We start from the raw sequence: 17,781 nt of genomic DNA on the forward strand, positions 1-17,781 counted from the left end.
GCGCGCGGGAACGACAGCGGGCCGCACCCGGTGGATGCGGCCCGTCGTCGGTGATTCGATTCAGCTGATCCTCTTGCGGTAGATCACGATGGCGAATGCGTAGGCGACCACCAGGATGCCGACGAGCCACGCCAGCGCGACCCAGATCTCGTCGCCGACCGGCTGCTCTGCGAGCAGCGCCCGGATGGAGTTGACGATCGAGGTGACGGGCTGGTTCTCGGCGAACCAGGCCACCGGCCCCGGCATGGTCTCGGTCGGCACGAAGGCCGAGCTGATGAACGGCAGGAAGATCAGCGGGTAGCTGAACGCACTCGCGCCGTCGACGGTCTTCGCAGAGAGTCCCGCGATCACCGCGAGCCAGGTCAGGGCGAGCGTGAACAGGACGAGGATGCCGGTGGCGGCAAGCCAGGCGCCCACTGATGCCCCGGTGCGAAAGCCCATCAGCAGCGCGACGCCGATGACGATCGCGATCGAGATGAGGTTCGAGACCAGTGACGTGAGCACGTGCGCCCACAGGACGCTCGACCGGGCGATCGGCATCGACTGGAAACGCTCGAAGATCCCGCCCTGCATGTCGAGGAACAGTCGGTACGCGGTGTACGCGATGCCGGAGGCGATGGTGATCAGCAGGATGCCGGGGAGCATGTAGTTGATGTACGACTCATCGGTTCCGGTGTTGATCGCGCCCCCGAGCACGTAGACGAACAGCAGCATCAGCGCGATCGGGGTGACCGCAGTGGTGATGATCGTGTCGGGGCTGCGGAGGATGTGGCGCAGCGACCGCCCTGTCAGGACGCGGGTGTCGCTGAGGACGTGGGAGGTCATCGGAGTTCCTTTCCTGCGGGTGCTGCGCTCGGCGCCGCGGCGGTGTCGGAGTCGGCGGTCTCGCCGACGAGTGCGAGGAACACGTCTTCGAGGGAGGGCTGCTTCTCGATGTACTCGACCTTCGCCGTGGGGAGCAGCTTCTTGAGCTCGGCGAGTGTGCCGCTCTGGATGATGGTGCCCTTGTGCAGGATCGCGATGCGATCGGCGAGCTGCTCGGCCTCGTCAAGGTACTGAGTGGTCAAGAGCACCGTGATGCCGCCGCTCGCGAGTTCCTTGATCGTCTGCCACACCTCGATGCGCGCCTGCGGGTCGAGGCCCGTGGTCGGCTCGTCGAGGAAGATGATCGGCGGGTTGCCGATCAGGCTCATCGCGATGTCGAGCCGTCGGCGCATGCCGCCGGAATAGGTACCGGCCTTCCGATTCCCCGCGTCGGCGAGCGAGAAGCGCGCGAGCATGTCGTCGGCGATGGCGCCGGGATTCTTCAGGTGGCGGAGCCTGGCGACGAGCACCAGGTTCTCGCGGCCGGTGAGGACTTCGTCGACGGCGGCGAACTGCCCGGTCAGGCTGATCGACTGGCGCACGTCGTTCGGCGCCGTGGCGACGTCGAATCCGTGCACCACGGCGCTGCCGGCATCCGCCTTCAGCAGAGTGGACAGGATGCGGACCAGAGTGGTCTTGCCGGCGCCGTTCGAGCCGAGGAGGGCGAAGATGCTGCCGCGTTCGACGTCGAATTCGACGCCGCGGAGCACCTGCAGATCCTTGAACGACTTAGTCACGCCCTTCACGCGGATGGCAGTTTCGGTGGTCATCGCTGCTCACCCCGCTTCGCGGCGTCGATGTCCTTGATGAGGCGGGTGCGCTCTTTGTCGATCCAGTGCTTGCCTCCGTAGGACTGCGCGAAGGTCTCGGCGAAATCGACGGGGTCGTCGCCCACGATGTCGCTGACCGGCGTACCGTCCACGGCGGCGCGCTCCCAGAGATCGGCCAGATCGGTGAACATCTTCATGAGCGTCTCGCCGTCGGTGATGCCGCCGAAGTACAGGAAGTACCGGTGCATCGCCTTGGCCGCCGTCGCATAGGGCTCCGGGAGGCGGTCGATGCGGGCCTTGTCCTGCTTGTACTGCTTCTTCTGCTCGAGCGAGCCGGTGAGGGCTTCGATCCATTTCGCGGCCATGGTCAGACTCCTTCGTTGTCGGTGTTGTTCGTGCTGTCGGTGTTGTTGTGGTGGAGCTGTTCGATGCGCTCGGCGAGGAAGCTCCATGTCCTCCAGAACTCTTCGAGCTGTTCCCGCCCCTTCGCGCTGAGCGAGTACACCTTGCGCGGCGGACCCTTCTCGGATGGGACCTTCTCCACATCCACGAGGCCCTTCTGCTCGATTCGCACGAGGAGCGCATAGATGGTGCCCTCGACGATCTCGGTGAATCCCTGATCGCGCAGCTGGGCGGTGATCTCGTACCCGTACGCGGGACGAACGGCGAGGACGGCGAGAACCACGCCCTCCAGGGTGCCCTTGAGCATCTCGGTCATCTGGTTGCCCATCGGATCACTTCCCTTCTACTCGGTGTTACTGACTACTGGTAGACGGTAACACTAGGTACCGGTAGTTAGCAACACTGAATAGTGGTGGATATCCTCGGACGATGACAATCCGCCGCGTTGTGCCCGCTCTCGCCAGTGCCGACCTGCAGGCATCCGCCGACTTCTACTCAGAGCTCCTGGGGCTGAAGGCGGTGATGGACCACGGCTGGATCGTCACTCTCGCTGACCCGGAGCACCCGGAGCGGCAGTTGAGCCTCGCCTCCGGCGATGCGTCGGCTGCGGTCGCCCCCGACGTGTCGATCGAAGTGGACGACGTCGATCACGCGCACCACCTGGCGAATCAGATGGGCGCCGAGATCGTGCACCCGCTCACGGACGAACCGTGGGGCGTTCGCCGGTTCTTCGTGAAAAGCCCGGACGGGCACATTCTGAACATCCTCGGGCACCCTGAGTCGCGGACGTCCTAGGAGAAGCGCGCGACTCCGGGTCAGATTGGCTGCGAGCCGAGCACGAGCTCGGCAACGAGGTCGACGGCAGCTGTCCGGATGCGCGCCCCCCGATCGGCCTCCGAGTCGTACGCGGCGAGCGTCGCCGAAGAGATGGGCACACGCGCTCGGATGAGTGGCACCATACTCCGTACCTCCTCGGTAAGCAGCCCGTCCGGTGCGGCGTAGGAGTTGGCCGGTGCGACGCGCTGCGGATCGTGCACGTCGAGGTCGATGTGCAGGTGCACTGCGTCGACGCGCTGCACGAGGTCGGAGATGATGGCGGCCAGATCCTGCGTCTGTCGAGCAGAGGGCGGCGGCACCTGAATGATCTTCGAAGCATTCAGCGCCCGCTCTTCCAGGGCTCCCATGTCACGCGCGCCGACGAGCACCACGTCGTCCTCGGGCAGCGGCGAGAAGCCCGGCACGCGCTTTGTCGCCTGCGACCAGCAGCGTCCGACGATCATGGCGAGTCCCTGCCCGTCGAGGAACCCGGTGCTCGTCGTCTCCGGTGTGTTGAAGTCGGCGTGGCCGTCGAGCCAGATGAGACCGATGCGTCGCTGCCCCGACGGCGCGGCACCGGCGAGCATCCCGAGTGTGGCGTTGCAGTTTCCCGAGAGCAGAAGCGGGAACTCGCCACGCTCGAACGCCCGGTGAGCCTCGCCGGCGATCAGCCGCTGCAGCTCGAAGGCAGTCTCGACCTCAGGCCGCCATGTCGACGCCGGGTCGAGCCGGTGAACCGATGGCGCCACACCTGACTCGCGTAGCCGGCGCTCGGCGAAAGGGGCGATAGCGAGGGGGCCCGCGCCCATCCGCGTTTCGGCGATGCCCGAATCGTAGGGCGCGAGAAGCAGACGTACCGGTCGCTTCTGCTGTCGTGCCGATTCCATGGGACCAGTATCGCGGGTGCGGGCACCGCTGCCTCAGATGCGCATCCGCTCAGCATCCGACGACCTCCGGTGCGGGGCGGCGTACAGGCCACCCCAGCGCGCCAGCTCTTCGACCAGCGGGGCGGCGCTCTCGCCGAGCGGGCTGAGGCGGTACTCGACCTTGGGTGGCACCTGCGGGTACACCGTCCTGATGAGAAGGCCGTCCTCCTCGAGTTCGCGAAGTTGTCGTGTGAGCACGCGCGACGTCGGGTCCTCCAGGAGCCGGCCCAGCTCACCGAAGCGCAGCACCCCGTGATCAGCGAGGAGCGAGAGGATGCTGGTCTTCCACGCTCCGCCGAGGACGGCGATCGACACCTCCGCGTCGCACACCTCCGACCACTCGTTGACGATCCGTGCGGTCTTCTCTCTCACGGGAGGCCTCCTCGTGCCGGTCACCTGGCGGGATGAAGCCGACAGTATCCATTCGGTAAGTACTGACAGAAATGTCGGTACTTGAGCTCATTGAACGTACTCTACAGACTGGGACCGTGACCGCAACCCCCACTGTCAACACATCCCGCTCGAGCCTCCGGCTCTGGTTCGCCATGATCCCGATGCTGCTCGGCATCCTCATCGGGGCGCTTGCCATCAGCAGCGTCTCCACAGCACTGCCCGCCATCCGGGGCGAGCTGGCACTCAGCGATATCGAAGCACTGTGGCTCGTCGACATCTATTCCCTCTCGCTCGCCGCCACGCTCATCATCGCCGCGCGGCTCGGCGATGCGTTCGGCCGCAAGAGCGTCATGCTCATTGGGCTGTCGGGCTTCGCCGTGCTCAATGCGGTGGGCGGTGTCGCGACCAACGGGATGGTCCTCATCGTCGTGCGGGCGTTGCTGGGTGTGGCGGAGGCGTTCGTCATCGCCGGCGTCGTCGCCACGATCGGAGCCAAGTACCACGCCCGCGAACGGGTGCTCGCATACGGCCTGTGGACGGCGACCTTCGGCGTCGGAAGCGCGCTGGGGCCGGTTCTCGGCGGGGTGCTGGCCGAGGGGCCCGGCTGGCGCTGGCTGCTGCTCGGGAGTGCGCCCCTCGCCGTGATCGCCGTCGTCCTCGCGATCTGGCTCGTGCCGGATTCGCGCAGCTCGAGACGACCTTCATGGGATCTCGCGAGCATCCTCTCCTCGATCGTCGCCCTCGGGTTTCTCGTGTTCGCACTCCACGAGGCGCTCGCAGCGCCCCTCGTGGCCGCCATCGCCGGCGTGATCGCCATCGCGAGCCTGGTCTTCTTCGTTCGCCGGCAACGGCGGCTGACGGAACCGCTCATCGACATCCGACTGTTCGGGCTGACCGGATTCAGCCCGGCCATCACCCGCATCGTCACCAGCAGCGGGGCATCGTCGGCAGCCGTGCTGCTCGTGAGCCTGCACCTGCAGGACAGCCGAGGTCAGAGCGCGGCCGAGGCCGGCCTCGCCCTGTTACCGCAAGCCGCGGCCATCGCCATCGGCGGCGTCGTCGCGCCGCTGGCGCTGCGCTGGCTCTCCGGCAACACGCTCACCGTGCTCGCGCTGCTGGTGCAGGCGGCGGGGCTGGCGTGGCTCGGCCTGGACCCGGAAGTCGTCGCCTGGCCCCTCACGCTCATCGGCCTCGGATTCGGTGTCGCCGCGACCCTTGCCGCGACGGCGTTGTTCGACGCGACGACGGAGGATGACGCCGGCCAGGTCGGCGCCATCCAGGAGGTCGGCTTCGCGCTGGGCGGCGGGCTGGGCATCGCGGTGTTCGGCATCATCGCGGCCGTGCTCGTCACCGGAGGATTCGTGACCGCGGTGATCGCGGCCGCGATCGTCGTCGCCGCGGCGGCCATCGTGCCGCTCGCCAGTCGGAGGTCTACCGCCCCGTGAGCAAAGCGTAGCTCTCCGCTCTGTTCGGAGCGCTCACCGCCGTTGAGCGAGCCGGGCTTCCAGCAGGTCTTCGGCGACCCGGCGAGCCTCCTGAAACGGGTCGGCAAAGGTCTCCATACCCACGGTGACGATGGCGCCCTCGTAGAGCAGCATCATCGCCTTGGCCGTCTGGCCGGGGTCCGTGATGCCCGCTTCGCGGCACAGTGCTTCGAACACGTCGAGCAACCAGGCCTTCTGGCGGGACACCTCGGGGAAGAGGGGGTGGCCATCGTGACCGTCCCCGATCTCGGCGCGGGCGTTGATGGCGCTGCAGCCCTTCGGGCTGTTCTCATCGGACCACGAGATGGCGGCATCGAAGATCGCCAGGACGCGGTGGACGCCCGGCGCGGGCACGCGGGCCAGGGTGTCGGCGACATGCGCGCGCCACCTCGCATCGCGATGCTGCAGGTAAGAGACGACCAGCGCCTCCTTGGAGCCGAACCGGTCGTACAGGGTCTTCTTCGTCACACCAGCGGCGTCGGCGATGGTGTCGACTCCCACCGCGTGGATGCCGCGTTCGTAGAAGAGCCGCGAAGCGGCGTCGAGCACACGCCGGGCGCCGGGTGTGAGGGGAGCGAGCTCCGGGACGGGGACGGCCATGCAAAGAGTATACCAACCTGTATAGTCGACTCTCATGAGTAAACAGATCGGTATACTCGGCGCAATCGCCACCACGCTCGCGGCCGCCGCGTTCGTGGCGACGTGGAGCTCAGGCTTCCTCGTCGCCGCGATCGCCACGGTGGAGGTGTCGCCGCTGACTCTGCTCGTCTGGCGCTTCGTACCGCTCGCCGGGCTCCTGCTCGCGCTGGTCGTCCTCACCGGCGCCGCCCGGCAGGTCACCCCGAGACAGCTGGGTGAACAGGCGGCCATCGGAGTGTTCGCCCAGTTCGGCTACTGCGCCGCGGTGTATGCCTCGATCGCCACCGGCATCGCGACGGGCACGGTGGCATTGATCGATGCCGTCCAGCCGCTGGTCGTCGCGATGCTCGTCGGCCCGCTGCTCGGTCTTCGCGTGAAGCCGGCTCAGTGGGCCGGCCTCATCGTCGGCGCGCTCGGGGTGGCGCTCGTGGTGCGCTCGCAGCTCGAGGGTTCGGCCGCGACGCCGGCGGCCTACCTGCTGCCGGTGTTGGCGATGGTCTGTCTCATCGTCGGCACCTTCCTTCAGCGACGTTCGGATGCCGGTACGAGTGTGCTCGTGACGCTCACGGTGCATGTCTCTGTGACCGCGGTGGCGCTGGTCGTGCTGGCGCTGATGACCGGCACGTTCGTACCACCGTCATCCGCGTCGTTCTGGTTCGCGGCGCTGTTCGCGGCGGCTTTCCCGACGCTCGCGGCCTACGGCCTGTATTGGTGGTTGCTGCGACGCGTGGGCATCACGGCACTCAACGCCCTTCTCTTCCTCATCGCACCGGCGACGGCCGTGGCCGGCGCACTCGTGCTCGGTGAGAAGCTCACGATGGTGACACTCGTCGGATTCGTGCTCTGCGGCGTCGGTGTCGCCGTCGTGCTCGCGGGCGAAGCGCGCGGCGCCCGTGACGATGGCGGCTCGGCTATGCGTGATCGAGCGCCTGACGATACGCGTCCGCATTCGAGAGGCCAGCGTCGTCGACCGCGTCGAGCCCTCGCGTCGCGAAGGCGGTGACCGCGTCCAGCAGCGCATCCGAAGAGAGGATGCGCGTGTGGCCGAAACCGGAGGTGCGCAGCATCCTGGAGCGTGATCCGTGTGCCTCGTGAAGTCTCGCGGCATCCGTGTCCGGCATCCGCCGATCGCCCGTGTCATGCACGATCAGCAGCTCGGTGTCGGGGGGCAGCGGGTTCGCCACGGCGTCGTAGCGCGACGACATCGATGCCTCGTCCTCACCGAGCCGAGCGTGGAACCGCCCCTTCGCGTGCGCCTCCGTTCGTGCGTCGAGGCGGAACTCTCGAGCGAACTCGGTCACGAAGGGATCGGCGGAGCCGGTGGCTGCGACGACAGTGACGCGTGTGACGGGGACGGTCGACCGCGCCACCGTGAGCGCGGCCAGCCCGCCAAGGGAATGACCGACGATCGCTCGGAACGGACCGTCGGTCGCATGAAGGGCTTCGGCAGCCGCGATCCAGTCGCGGATGTCGGCGGGTCCTCCCGCCGAGCGTCCGTGCGCCGGGGCGTCGAACGCGATGACCCGGACGCGCTCCGCGACGAGCTCGCGCACGAGGGGTGCGAATTGGGATGCCCGGCCCCGCCAGCCGTGAACGAGCAGCACAGCATCCTCGCCGGTGCCCCATTCATACGCCGTGATGTCGCGACCTCGTACCCGCACGGTCCGTCGTCGGGCGGCGAGATCGGTTGCGGCATCCGCATCGCGCACCGCGATGCGCGGAGTCGTGTCGAAGAATGCGCGGATCGCGAGGCGTCCGGCAAGAGCGGGAGAAACCCGGGCGACCGACCGCAGCGTCCGTCCCACGAGTGTGTGGAGAGTTGGCACGATGCCTCCATTCAAGAATACGAACGATCGTTCGTCCGTAGACTATACGATCGATCGTTCGTACACTAGGGGCATGACAGAATCCGTGATCATCGATGGGCGCCGGGCTCGTGGCGACGTCTCTCGACGCTCGGTGCTCGAGAGCGCGACGGACATCGCGTCGGTCGAGGGTCTCGACGGACTCACGATCGGGCGGCTGTCCGGCGCCACCGGCCGCAGTAAGAGCAGCATCGCGACGCTCTTCGGCAGCAAAGAAGGTCTGCAGCTGGCCGCGGTCAACGCGGCGCGTGAAGTCTTCATCGCGACGATCATCGAGCCGGCGCGCCGCGAACCCCGGGGCGTCCGGCGCCTCGCAATGCTGATGCGCAACGCCCTGCTGTACTCGAGAGAGCGCGTTTTCAGCGGCGGGTGCTTCTTCGCTGCGACATCGGCCGATGTCGATTCGAAGCCCGGTCCGGTGAACGACGCCGTGCGGACGGCGCTCGCGGACTGGTACAGCTACGTGGAAGTGCAGCTGAGGTATGCGATCGAGGCCGGAGAGCTCTCGGTCGGTGATGACGACGTCGAGCAGCTCGCCTTCGAACTCGTCGCCCTCGATGAGACGGCCAACACCCGATCCCTCCTCATGCAGAGCGACAAGCCGTACCGCCTCGCCGCGACCGCGATCCGCAACCGGCTGGCGTCCGCCGGCGCTGACCACGTCATGCTCGAGGTGCTCGACCTCGACCGGTGATCCCCTCGAAGGAGCCGTCCGATGATCACGATCGGAGGGCTGCTTTTCCTGTGCCGCTTTCGGGAATATCCTCCGGCGTGTAGTGTTTGAACAGGTACCCCCCAGGGGTATTCAGAAACGACGACGAAGGAGAGTCTGACATGACGACGAACGAGTACCAGGTGACGGGCATGACCTGCGGCCACTGCGAGATGTCGGTGCGTGAAGAGGTCAGCCAGATCGGGGGAGTCGAAGACATCCAGGTGAGCGCGCAGACCGGCCGGCTCGCCGTGACCGGCTCGGCAGAGATCGATGATGCGCAGATCCTCGCGGCGGTCCAGGAAGCCGGATACTCGGCGGTTCGATCGGCATGAAGACGGGCGGGCGGCTCGCCCTCTACGGGCTCGGTCTGGCAGTGGCGTTCGGCGGCGCTTTCGCCGTCGCGGCGGCTGCGGTACCGAACGCCGCTGTCGCCGGATGGCAGGAGAACGGAATGAAGAACCACGACGCAGACAACGCGGCCGCGGATGCGCCCGCGCACGGGGAGCATTCACTGAAGGGACTGAGCGTCGACACCGAAGGGTACGTCCTCTCACCCGTTCAGGCGCCGGCGGTGGTCGGAGAGCCGGGAGAGCTGAACTTCCAGATCCAGGACGCGACCGGCGCTGCGGTGACGGACTACACCACCTCCCATGACCGCGACCTGCATCTGATCATCGCCCGCTCCGACGGCGCTCTGTTCCGCCATGTGCACCCCGAGCTCGACGCCGCGACCGGCACATGGTCGCTTCCATGGCAGTGGACGGATGCCGGCAGCTACCGCGTGTTCGCCGACTTCACCCCCACGGGTGATGACGCCACGGGCGTGACCCTCACGCGCCTCGTCCACGTCGCCGGGGAGTTCACACCGATCGCGCCACAGCCGAGCCGGGTCGACGACGTCGACGGCTTCCAGGTTTCGATCGAGGGCGACCTGGTGGCCGGTTCCGCAGGCGAACTCACCATCTCGGTCACCCGAGACGGGAATCCGGTCACCGAGTTGGAACCCTACCTCGGGGCTTTCGGTCATCTCGTCGCCCTGCGCGACGGCGACCTCGCGTTCCTGCACGTGCACGCCGAAGGCGAAGAGCCGAAGGCCGGTGAGACGGCGGGCCCGGAGATCGCGTTCGCGGCGACCGCCCCGACGGCGGGCCGGTATCTGCTGTACCTGGACTTCCAGGTCGACGGCGAAGTCCACACTGCCTCCTTCGTGCTCGACGCGTCTCACGGTGGGGAAGCTGCGGGCCACGAGGACGAAACGCACTCCGACGACGGGCACTGACCCCGGGTCGCCACCGAAGCCACGCCGAGAGAAGGAACAGTCAGCATGAGCACCCCCGTGACATCGCCTGCACCTGCGGGAGTCGAGTTGGAGATCGGCGGCATGACCTGCGCGTCATGTGCCATGCGTATCGAGAAGAAGCTGAACAAGCTCGACGGCGTCACCGCGACCGTGAACTACGCGACGGAGAAGGCGAAGGTGACGGTGCCGGATGGATACGATCCGGCACTGCTGATCGCCGAGGTCGAGAAGAGCGGATACACCGCCGCGCTGCCGGCGCCGAAGGGCGCAAAGGGGGATGCCGACGACGCCGGCGACCCGGAGCTGCGGTCTCTGCGGCACCGCTTGATCGGGTCGCTCGTGCTGACGCTGCCCGTGATCGCGATGGCGATGATCCCGGTGCTGCAGTTCACCTACTGGCAGTGGGCCTCACTCGCGCTCGCCGCCCCGGTGATCATCTGGGGCGCATGGCCCTTCCACCGGGCGGCCTGGATGAACCTCCGGCACGGGACAGCGACGATGGACACGCTCATCTCGATGGGCACCTCCGCCGCGTTCCTCTGGTCGCTGTATGCCCTGTTCCTCGGCACGGCGGGAACGCCGGGCATGACGCATCCGTTCGAATTCGCACTCGCTCCGTCCGACGGCGCGGCGAACATCTACCTCGAGGTCGCCGCCGGAGTGACGATGTTCATCCTCGCCGGCCGCTACTTCGAGAAGCGCTCGAAGAAGCAGGCCGGTGCCGCGTTGCGAGCGCTGCTCGAACTCGGCGCCAAGGAGGTGTCGGTGGTGCGGGACGGCGTCGAGGCGAAGCTCGTGGTCGACGAGCTGCGTCTGGGTGACGAGTTCATCGTCCGCCCCGGCGAGAAGATCGCCACCGATGGAATCGTCGTCTCCGGCACCTCCGCCGTCGACGTCTCGATGTTGACGGGCGAATCGGTGCCGATCGAGGTCGCAGAAGGTGATTTGGTCACCGGCGCCACCACGAACGTCGGCGGTCGTCTCATCGTCCGGACGACCAGAATCGGAGCAGACACGCAGCTGGCGCAGATGGCGAGGCTCGTCGAGGAGGCGCAGACCGGCAAGGCGGAGGTGCAGCGCCTCGCCGACAGGATCTCCGGAGTGTTCGTGCCGATCGTGATCGTGATCGCGGTGGCCACTCTCGGCGCGTGGTTGGGCGCCGGCTTCCCCGCGACCGCTGCATTCACCGCCGCCGTCGCCGTGCTGGTGATCGCGTGCCCCTGCGCGCTCGGTCTCGCAACGCCGACGGCTCTGCTGGTGGGCACCGGGCGCGGCGCCCAGATGGGCATCCTCATCAAGGGCCCGGAGGTGCTGGAATCGACCAGGAAGATCGACACCGTCATCCTCGACAAGACCGGCACGGTCACCAGCGGCCGGATGACGCTGGTCGACGTGGCCGTCGAACCCGGTATTGATCGAGCCGAGCTGCTGCGTCTGGCCGGCGCGCTCGAGGACGCGTCGGAGCATCCGATCGCTCAGGCGATCGCCAAAGCCGCGACGCAGGAAGTCGGCCGTCTGCCGGCGACCGAGGGCTTCACGAACATCGAGGGCAGGGGAGTGCAGGGCGTGGTCGACGGCCACGCGGTCCTGGTGGGGCGCGATTCCCTGCTCGCCGACTGGTCACTGCGACTCAGCCCGGAGCTGGCGGCAGTCAAGACCCGGGCAGAGGGCGACGGTAAGACGGTCGTCGCGGTGGCGTGGGACGGACAGACACGCGGCGTCATCGTCGTCGCCGACACGGTCAAGCCGACGAGCGCCGAAGCCGTGTCCCGCTTCAAGGCCCTCGGGCTCACGCCCGTGCTGCTCACCGGAGACAACGAGGCCGTCGCGCATCAGATCGCCGCAGAGGTGGGGATCAAAGAGGTCATCGCCGAGGTGCTGCCGAAAGACAAGGTCGACGTCGTCGCGCGCCTCCAGCGCGAGGGGCGAGTCGTCGCGATGATCGGTGACGGCGTGAACGACGCACCCGCCCTTGCACAGGCCGACCTCGGTCTGGCGATGGGCACCGGCGCCGACGTCGCGATCGAAGCGTCGGACATCACCCTCGTACGTGGCGACCTCCGCAGCGCAGTGGACGCGATCCGGCTGTCACGAAAGACCCTCGGGACGATCAAGACGAACCTGTTCTGGGCGTTCGCGTACAACGTCGCCGCCATCCCGATCGCCGCCCTCGGCATGCTCAATCCGATGCTGGCGGGTGCGGCGATGGCGGTGTCGAGCCTCTTCGTCGTCGGCAACAGCCTGCGCCTGCGCGGCTTCACGAGCATCGCAGCGACGAGCAGAGCGTGAGAGGGACCCTGACCCACACCCCGGACATCGACGTCGTCGTCTTCGACGTGCTGGGCACTCTCGTCGACGAGCCCGGCGGGATCCGGGCAGCGATCCGGTCGGTGGCGCCGCAGCGGGACCCCTCGGAAGTCGAGGCGCTGGTCGCACTGTGGCAGCACCACGTCGAGGTCGAGCAGCGACGGATGGCGCAGCATGAGCGGCCCTACGCCAACACCGACGTCGTGGATCTCAAGGCCGCGAAGCGGGTGGCGGATCAGCTCGGCCTCACCGACTCGGCGACGATCACCAGTCTCGCCACCGTCGCCCGGCGACTGCCGCCCTGGCACGATTCCGTGTCGGCCGTTGATCGACTCGCGCAGCGCGTTCCTGTGGTGGGCCTCTCCAATGCCAGCTGCGCGGCACTGCGCCAGCTCGGCGCACACGCCGGGTTCCGTTTTCATCGGGCGCTGTCCAGCGAAAGCGTCTCGGCGTACAAGCCGGCCGCAGAGGTGTACCAGCTCGCCGTCGACGCATCGAAGCTCCCGCCAGAGCGCGTGTTGATGGTTGCGGCGCACGCGTGGGACCTCCGTGGCGCCCAGGCGATCGGCATGAGAACGGCCTACGTCGAGCGCCCGGGGGGAGACCCGCCCACCGAGTCCGACGCCTTCGACGGGAACTTCGCTTCACTGGGAGCCCTTGTCGACGTTCTGGTGAGCGAGCGGAGCAGGCGCTGAATCGGATCGCGACGCGGTCCTCTGCTCGAGAGCGGCGAACTTGATCTGAACTTCACTTGAGGTTTTAGTATCCGGAGCGTGGATGAAAATCGCACCTCTGAGATCCCCGTCGGCGTCGGCACCCGGGTGAAAAACCGGATCGGACTGGCAGTCCTCTGTCTTCCGGCGCTGCTCGCCTCACTCGAACTCACCGTCACCAATCTCGCACTGCCGGCGATCGCTGCGGCATTCGAGGCCACAAGCGTCCAGCTCCTGTGGACGGTGGACATCTACGGGTTCCTGCTGGCCGGCTCGCTGATCACCATGGGGGCCCTGGGCGACCGATTCGGTCGGCGGCGCATCCTCATCATCGGCGCAGCCCTGTACGGCCTGGCGTCGCTCGCCGCCGCGTTCGCGCCGACCATCGAGGTGCTGATCGTCGCCCGTGCGTGCATGGGCGTCGCCGGCGCGACGCTCATGCCGTCGACCCTCGCGCTCGCGGCCGCGCTCTTCCCGCAACCACGACAGCGCGCCGTGGCGATCGGCATCATCATCGCGAGCGTGTCGGCGGGCACGGCGATCGGACCGCTCGTGGGGGGCTGGCTGTTGGAGAAGTTCTGGTGGGGCTCCGCCTTCTTCCTGGCAGTGCCGATCATGGCCGTTCTCCTGGTCCTCGTACCCGTGTTCGTCCCGGAGCACAGATCTGCCGGGGAGAGCCGGATCGATCTGTTCAGCGCAGGCGTCTCGATCGGGTCCGTGCTGCTGGTGGTGCTGGGTCTGAAGCTGGTGGCGACCGAGGGGATCCATCTCGGCGCCGCGGCGGCCGTGGTCGCCGGCCTGCTGCTCGGAACGTTCTTCGTCTGGATGCAGCGCCGCTCGCCGATCCCCTTCCTGGAGGTCTCGCTCTTCCGCCATCGGCTGCTGTCGATCGCAGCCGCGACCCTGGCAGCCGGGATCTTCGTGCTGTGGGGGTTCAACTGGGCATTCGCGCAGTACCTCCAGCTGGTGCGGGGACTCGACCCCCTGGAGGCCGGGCTGTGGACGGCGCCGTCCGCCGCCGGCGTCATCGTGGGCTCGATGCTGGCGCCGAGGATGGCCCGCCGCATCGGTCAGGTTAGCGTCGTCGCCATCGGATTGTCGATCTCGTCGATCGGGTACTTCGCGCTGTCCGCCGTCCAGACGACGACCGACCTCGCATGGATCGTCGCGGGGACGGTGATCGTGTCGGCAGGCCTCGGGCCGATGATGGCGATCGCCACCGACCTCGTCATCGGCGCGGCTCCCGAACAGCGGGCGGGTGCTGCGGCATCCATCGCGACCACCGCACCGCAACTGGGCGGAGCGCTCGGCATCGCCGCGCTCGGCAGCGTCGTCTCGGCCGTCTACCGCACCACGGTCGACGGGGCAGACCTTTCGGCGGTTCCCGAGGCTCTGCGCGCGGCGCTGCGCGACAACCTCGGAACGGCCACCGCGGTGAGCGCCGCCTCGCCCGCCCTCGATCCGGCCGACGCGCTCGAGCTCGGCCGCGCGGCGTTCACCCTCGGGTTCAGCGTGATGTCGGTCATCTGCGCAGTGGTGATGGTGGCCGTGACCGTGCTGCTGCTGCTCACTGATCGTCGCCGATGGCGCTAGCGATCGAAGACCTCCGCGAAGCTTCGCGGCTCGCGCCCCCGGGGCTGCCGGGGCGGATCTCCGACGGCCGGGGGCGGTGGGGTTTCAGCGGTCGTCGGAGATCCGGCCTCGAGCACCAGCTCGTCTCCGAAATGCCGCACGGTCAACGCCGGACCCGACATCAGCCGATAGGTCGTGGCCGTCGGGGCGATGTCCACGCGAAGAGTGCGGCCGGCGACGCGGATGCCGAAGCTGATGCGTGTCAGCTGCGGCGGGAGCCGTGGCGCGAAGCTCAGCCCGGCGTCGCTGTCGCGCATTCCGCCGAAACCGGCAGTGAGCGCGACCCAGACCCCCGCGAGGGCGGCGATGTGCAGGCCCTCCTTCGTGTTCCCGTGCAGGTCGTCCAGGTCGACGGTCGCGGTCTCGGCGAGATAGTCGGCCGCGAGCGAGAGATGACCCACCTCGGCAGCGATGACCGCCTGCACTGCGGCCGACAACGACGAGTCCCGGACGGTGAGTTCCTCGTAGTACGCGAAGTCCCGCAGCTTCTCCTCATCGGTGAAGCTCTCGTGCGCGAAGAACAGCGCGAGCACGAGATCGGCCTGCTTCACCACCTGCTTGCGATAGATGTCGAAGTACGGGAAATGCTCCTGCAGCAGATACTGCTCGGGGTCCGTCCCCTCGAAGTCCCACCGCTCCTGCTGGGTGTACCCGGCGGATTGCGGGTGCACGCCGCGTTCCTCGTCGAAGGGGATGGCGACTCGGTCCGCAGCGTTCGTCCAGCGGTCGATCTCCGCATCGTCCACGTCCAGCGCACGCGAGACATCGGGATGCCGGCGGGCCGCCGCGGCCGCTCCGCGAAGGTTCGCCTGTGCCATCAGATTCGTGTAGACATTGTCGTTCGCGATCGCGGAGTACTCGTCGGGGCCGGTGACTCCATCGATGTGGAACCGGTCGTCGGACCCCCAGTGGCCGAGCGACACCCACAGCCGAGCCGTCTCGACGAGGATCTCGACTCCGGCCTCGCGTTCGAAGAGGTCATCGCCGGTGGCGCGGACGTAGTGCATCACGGCCGCCGCGATGTCGGCGTTGACGTGAAAGGCCGCCGTACTGGCCGGCCAGTAGCCCGAGCTCTCCCGGCCGTCGATGGTTCGCCAGGGGAAGGCCGCGCCCGCGAGGTGCAGCTGGCGCGCTCGATCGCGGGCATGGTCGAGCGTCGAGTGCCGCCACCGCAGCGCCTGCTCGGCCGCGTGCGGAGCCGTCGCGGTCAGCACCGGCAGCACGAACCCCTCGAAGTCCCAGAACGTGTGCCCCTCGTAACCGGATCCGGTGAGTCCCTTGCCAGGCACCGAGCGCACCTCTGCCCGCACCGCCGCCTGGAAGACCTGGAACAGCGCGAAGCGCACCGCTTGCTGCAACCGTGGCTCACCGTCGATCTCCACATCGGCGCATGCCCAGTAGTCGTCGAGGCGCTCCCGCTGGCCGGCGGCGAGCAGATCCCACCCGTCGCGCATGGCGTCTGCGACGGCTGCCTCTGCCCGGTCACGCAGCGGTGACCGGGAGTCCGATGCCGACCATTCGTGCCCGACGAACTTGACGATCTCCAGCTCCTCGCCGTCGGCGAGGACGACGCTGACGGTCGTGCGGGCGAGGTCACCTGCCGCCTCGGTCGACACCGTCGGTGCGGCGTCGCCTGTGCTCGCCACGGTGTGGTCCATGGCGACGGCCACGGTGAGATCACTCTTGCGCGTCTGATGCACCAGTGTCGCCGCGGTGCCGAGCACGGCCGCGTCGACGGCATCCAGCGGCCGCCTCAGGAGCTCCTGCACGCGGGGATCCGCATGGGTGATCGGAAGCGGCTCATTGGCGAGGACCTCGGACTGCACGGTGATCTTCGCAGGGCCGTCGACGGCGCGCACCCGGTAGCGCACCGCCGCGATCGAACGTTGTGTGAATGAGACGAGGCGTGTGGATCGGACGTTCACGGTGCGTCCGGCGGCAGACTGCCACTCGACGTCGCGCGAGAGGGTGCCGTCGCGCAGGTCTAGCCGCCTGCTGTGGCTGATGACCTTCCCCTGCTCGACGTCGAAGGGCCCATCGTCGACAGTCAGGCGGATCAGCTGGCCGTTCGGCACATTGATCACGGTCTGGCCGGATTCGGGATAGCCGTAGCCGTCTTCGGCGTAGGGCATCGGGTGCTCTTCGAAGACACCGTTCAGATAGCTGCCGGCCACGCCCCGAGGCGACCCCTCGTCGAGGTTGCCGCGCCAGCCGATGTGGCCGTTGGACAGGCCGAAGACCGACTCCTCGTGCGCGAGGTCCGCGATCTCGAGACCGTCCAGCCCGACGCTCCAGGCCGCGACGTCGAAGGCGGGTGGTCGGCTCACGCGAAACCCTTCGTCCGGCTCGGTCGGTGGTCAGTGCCTTCGAGCGTATCTAAACGTGGAGCGTGCGCTCCCGCTCTTGCGGCCGTGGCGCATTCACGACAGCATCCGCAGTGGCGATGCGGTGGATGCCGAGATCGGTCCTCCCAGGGAGGATGTCGGCGCGAAGGGCCCGCGTCCCGCGGTACTCACCGTCACGCAGCGCGCGATAACGCTCAGACGGCGTCTCATCGTGGATCGACGCGAGCCTCGCCGTCAGGCGGTCGCGTTCCGCCGCGACCGCCCCGGCATCGAGCGTGTCGGCGTCGTAGACGACGTGCAGATCCAGCGTCTCGATCCCGGTGTACCACAACGTGCCGTGTGTGAGCGGGAACAGCAGCGAGTCGAGGTCACCGCTCACGCCGCGCGTACCGATGGTCCTCGCGTCCTCACCGGCCGTGACGATGATGAGTGCACGCTTGCCCGTGAGGCCGCCGTCGCCGTAACGCAGCGGCAGGCCGGTCTCAGGATCGACGCCGCCGTAGGCGAAGCCGTTGGTGAACACCCGGTCGAACCAGCCCTTGAGGATCGCCGGTGCGCCGTACCACCAGAGCGGGAACTGGAACACGAGCAGCTCTGCCGCCTCGAGCTT

At 67.9% G+C, this 17,781-nt stretch carries 19 protein-coding genes; 9 read left to right on the plus strand and 10 right to left on the minus strand.

Annotation, left to right across the window (positions count from 1 at the left end; all coding sequences use genetic code 11):
* Positions 1-60 precede the first annotated feature (60 nt).
* The 4 genes from RIN18_RS15600 to RIN18_RS15615 are packed head-to-tail and all read right to left on the minus strand — an operon-like array spanning position 61 to position 2,364.
* Positions 61-825 (minus strand): ABC transporter permease, encoded by a 765-nt coding sequence (locus tag RIN18_RS15600; protein ID WP_309104909.1) that lies wholly within the window; start codon positions 823-825, stop codon positions 61-63.
* On the minus strand, positions 822-1,634 hold the full coding sequence (locus RIN18_RS15605; RefSeq protein ID WP_309104910.1) for an ATP-binding cassette domain-containing protein: 813 nt from the start codon (positions 1,632-1,634) through the stop codon (positions 822-824). The genes RIN18_RS15600 and RIN18_RS15605 overlap by 4 nt, the downstream gene beginning before the upstream one ends.
* Entirely contained in the window at positions 1,631-1,999 is a 369-nt protein-coding gene (locus RIN18_RS15610) for a DUF1048 domain-containing protein (protein WP_309104911.1), read from the minus strand. Before RIN18_RS15610 ends, RIN18_RS15605 begins: the two co-directional genes overlap by 4 nt.
* Positions 2,000-2,001: 2 nt before the next feature.
* A complete protein-coding gene (locus RIN18_RS15615) occupies positions 2,002-2,364 on the minus strand; it encodes a PadR family transcriptional regulator (RefSeq protein WP_309104912.1) in 363 nt (120 codons plus the stop codon).
* Between the two features lie 101 nt (positions 2,365-2,465).
* Between RIN18_RS15615 and RIN18_RS15620 the strand changes: the two genes are divergently transcribed.
* A complete protein-coding gene (locus RIN18_RS15620) occupies positions 2,466-2,831 on the plus strand; it encodes a VOC family protein (protein ID WP_309104913.1) in 366 nt (121 codons plus the stop codon).
* Between the two features lie 20 nt (positions 2,832-2,851).
* On the opposite strand, the gene RIN18_RS15625 is transcribed toward RIN18_RS15620, so the two are convergent.
* Both RIN18_RS15625 and RIN18_RS15630 read right to left on the minus strand, forming a co-directional pair.
* Positions 2,852-3,739, minus strand: coding sequence for an arginase family protein (locus RIN18_RS15625; protein ID WP_309104914.1), 888 nt, complete (start codon positions 3,737-3,739; stop codon positions 2,852-2,854).
* 33 nt (positions 3,740-3,772) lie between these two features.
* Positions 3,773-4,150, minus strand: a complete 378-nt coding sequence (locus tag RIN18_RS15630; protein ID WP_309104915.1) for a helix-turn-helix domain-containing protein — start codon at positions 4,148-4,150, stop codon at positions 3,773-3,775.
* Positions 4,151-4,266: 116 nt separating this feature from the next.
* Between RIN18_RS15630 and RIN18_RS15635 the strand changes: the two genes are divergently transcribed.
* Entirely contained in the window at positions 4,267-5,616 is a 1,350-nt protein-coding gene (locus tag RIN18_RS15635) for an MFS transporter (RefSeq protein WP_309104916.1), read from the plus strand.
* 33 nt (positions 5,617-5,649) lie between these two features.
* On the opposite strand, the gene RIN18_RS15640 is transcribed toward RIN18_RS15635, so the two are convergent.
* Positions 5,650-6,255 carry a helix-turn-helix domain-containing protein gene (locus tag RIN18_RS15640; RefSeq protein ID WP_309104917.1) on the minus strand — a complete coding sequence of 202 codons (606 nt, stop codon included), beginning with the start codon at positions 6,253-6,255 and terminating at the stop codon, positions 5,650-5,652.
* 34 nt (positions 6,256-6,289) lie between these two features.
* Between RIN18_RS15640 and RIN18_RS15645 the strand changes: the two genes are divergently transcribed.
* Positions 6,290-7,297, plus strand: coding sequence for a DMT family transporter (locus tag RIN18_RS15645; RefSeq protein ID WP_309104918.1), 1,008 nt, complete (start codon positions 6,290-6,292; stop codon positions 7,295-7,297).
* On the opposite strand, the gene RIN18_RS15650 is transcribed toward RIN18_RS15645, so the two are convergent.
* Entirely contained in the window at positions 7,206-8,120 is a 915-nt protein-coding gene (locus tag RIN18_RS15650; RefSeq protein ID WP_309104919.1) for an alpha/beta fold hydrolase, read from the minus strand. The two genes, RIN18_RS15645 and RIN18_RS15650, sit on opposite strands and share 92 nt — an antisense overlap.
* Positions 8,121-8,193: 73 nt before the next feature.
* On the opposite strand from RIN18_RS15650, the gene RIN18_RS15655 reads away from it, so the two are divergent.
* The 6 genes from RIN18_RS15655 to RIN18_RS15680 all read left to right on the plus strand — a co-directional run bounded on the left by RIN18_RS15655 (position 8,194) and on the right by RIN18_RS15680 (position 14,787).
* Positions 8,194-8,853, plus strand: coding sequence for a TetR/AcrR family transcriptional regulator (locus RIN18_RS15655; protein ID WP_309104920.1), 660 nt, complete (start codon positions 8,194-8,196; stop codon positions 8,851-8,853).
* Between the two features lie 140 nt (positions 8,854-8,993).
* Positions 8,994-9,206, plus strand: a complete 213-nt coding sequence (locus tag RIN18_RS15660) for a heavy-metal-associated domain-containing protein (RefSeq protein ID WP_309104921.1) — start codon at positions 8,994-8,996, stop codon at positions 9,204-9,206.
* Positions 9,203-10,153, plus strand: a complete 951-nt coding sequence (locus RIN18_RS15665; RefSeq protein WP_309104922.1) for a heavy-metal-associated domain-containing protein — start codon at positions 9,203-9,205, stop codon at positions 10,151-10,153. Before RIN18_RS15660 ends, RIN18_RS15665 begins: the two co-directional genes overlap by 4 nt.
* A gap of 45 nt (positions 10,154-10,198) precedes the next feature.
* A complete protein-coding gene (locus tag RIN18_RS15670; RefSeq protein WP_309104923.1) occupies positions 10,199-12,463 on the plus strand; it encodes a heavy metal translocating P-type ATPase in 2,265 nt (754 codons plus the stop codon).
* A complete protein-coding gene (locus tag RIN18_RS15675) occupies positions 12,460-13,176 on the plus strand; it encodes a haloacid dehalogenase type II (RefSeq protein WP_309104924.1) in 717 nt (238 codons plus the stop codon). Before RIN18_RS15670 ends, RIN18_RS15675 begins: the two co-directional genes overlap by 4 nt.
* 78 nt (positions 13,177-13,254) lie before the next feature.
* The gene (locus RIN18_RS15680; protein ID WP_309104925.1) at positions 13,255-14,787 is read left to right on the plus strand and encodes an MFS transporter; all 1,533 of its coding nucleotides are present in this window, start codon (positions 13,255-13,257) and stop codon (positions 14,785-14,787) included.
* On the opposite strand, the gene RIN18_RS15685 is transcribed toward RIN18_RS15680, so the two are convergent.
* Both RIN18_RS15685 and RIN18_RS15690 read right to left on the minus strand, forming a co-directional pair.
* Entirely contained in the window at positions 14,784-17,153 is a 2,370-nt protein-coding gene (locus tag RIN18_RS15685; protein ID WP_309104926.1) for a glycosyl hydrolase family 65 protein, read from the minus strand. The two genes, RIN18_RS15680 and RIN18_RS15685, sit on opposite strands and share 4 nt — an antisense overlap.
* Before the next feature lie 49 nt (positions 17,154-17,202).
* A partial coding sequence (locus RIN18_RS15690; protein ID WP_309104927.1) for an NAD(P)H-dependent oxidoreductase occupies positions 17,203-17,781 on the minus strand: 579 nt, incomplete at its 5' end.

This window comes from Microbacterium sp. (assembly GCF_031179285.1).
In the GTDB taxonomy this organism is placed as follows: Bacteria; Actinomycetota; Actinomycetes; order Actinomycetales; family Microbacteriaceae; genus Microbacterium.

Coding starts and splice junctions, on each gene's coding strand:
- RIN18_RS15665 (WP_309104922.1), top strand. CDS start 9,203: ATGAAGACGGGCGGGCGGCTCGCCCTCTACGGGCTCGGTCTGGCAGTG.
- RIN18_RS15600 (WP_309104909.1), bottom strand. CDS start 825: ATGACCTCCCACGTCCTCAGCGACACCCGCGTCCTGACAGGGCGGTCG.
- RIN18_RS15655 (WP_309104920.1), top strand. CDS start 8,194: ATGACAGAATCCGTGATCATCGATGGGCGCCGGGCTCGTGGCGACGTC.
- RIN18_RS15610 (WP_309104911.1), bottom strand. CDS start 1,999: ATGGCCGCGAAATGGATCGAAGCCCTCACCGGCTCGCTCGAGCAGAAG.
- RIN18_RS15620 (WP_309104913.1), top strand. CDS start 2,466: ATGACAATCCGCCGCGTTGTGCCCGCTCTCGCCAGTGCCGACCTGCAG.
- RIN18_RS15660 (WP_309104921.1), top strand. CDS start 8,994: ATGACGACGAACGAGTACCAGGTGACGGGCATGACCTGCGGCCACTGC.
- RIN18_RS15645 (WP_309104918.1), top strand. CDS start 6,290: ATGAGTAAACAGATCGGTATACTCGGCGCAATCGCCACCACGCTCGCG.
- RIN18_RS15670 (WP_309104923.1), top strand. CDS start 10,199: ATGAGCACCCCCGTGACATCGCCTGCACCTGCGGGAGTCGAGTTGGAG.
- RIN18_RS15625 (WP_309104914.1), bottom strand. CDS start 3,739: ATGGAATCGGCACGACAGCAGAAGCGACCGGTACGTCTGCTTCTCGCG.
- RIN18_RS15615 (WP_309104912.1), bottom strand. CDS start 2,364: ATGGGCAACCAGATGACCGAGATGCTCAAGGGCACCCTGGAGGGCGTG.
- RIN18_RS15640 (WP_309104917.1), bottom strand. CDS start 6,255: ATGGCCGTCCCCGTCCCGGAGCTCGCTCCCCTCACACCCGGCGCCCGG.
- RIN18_RS15605 (WP_309104910.1), bottom strand. CDS start 1,634: ATGACCACCGAAACTGCCATCCGCGTGAAGGGCGTGACTAAGTCGTTC.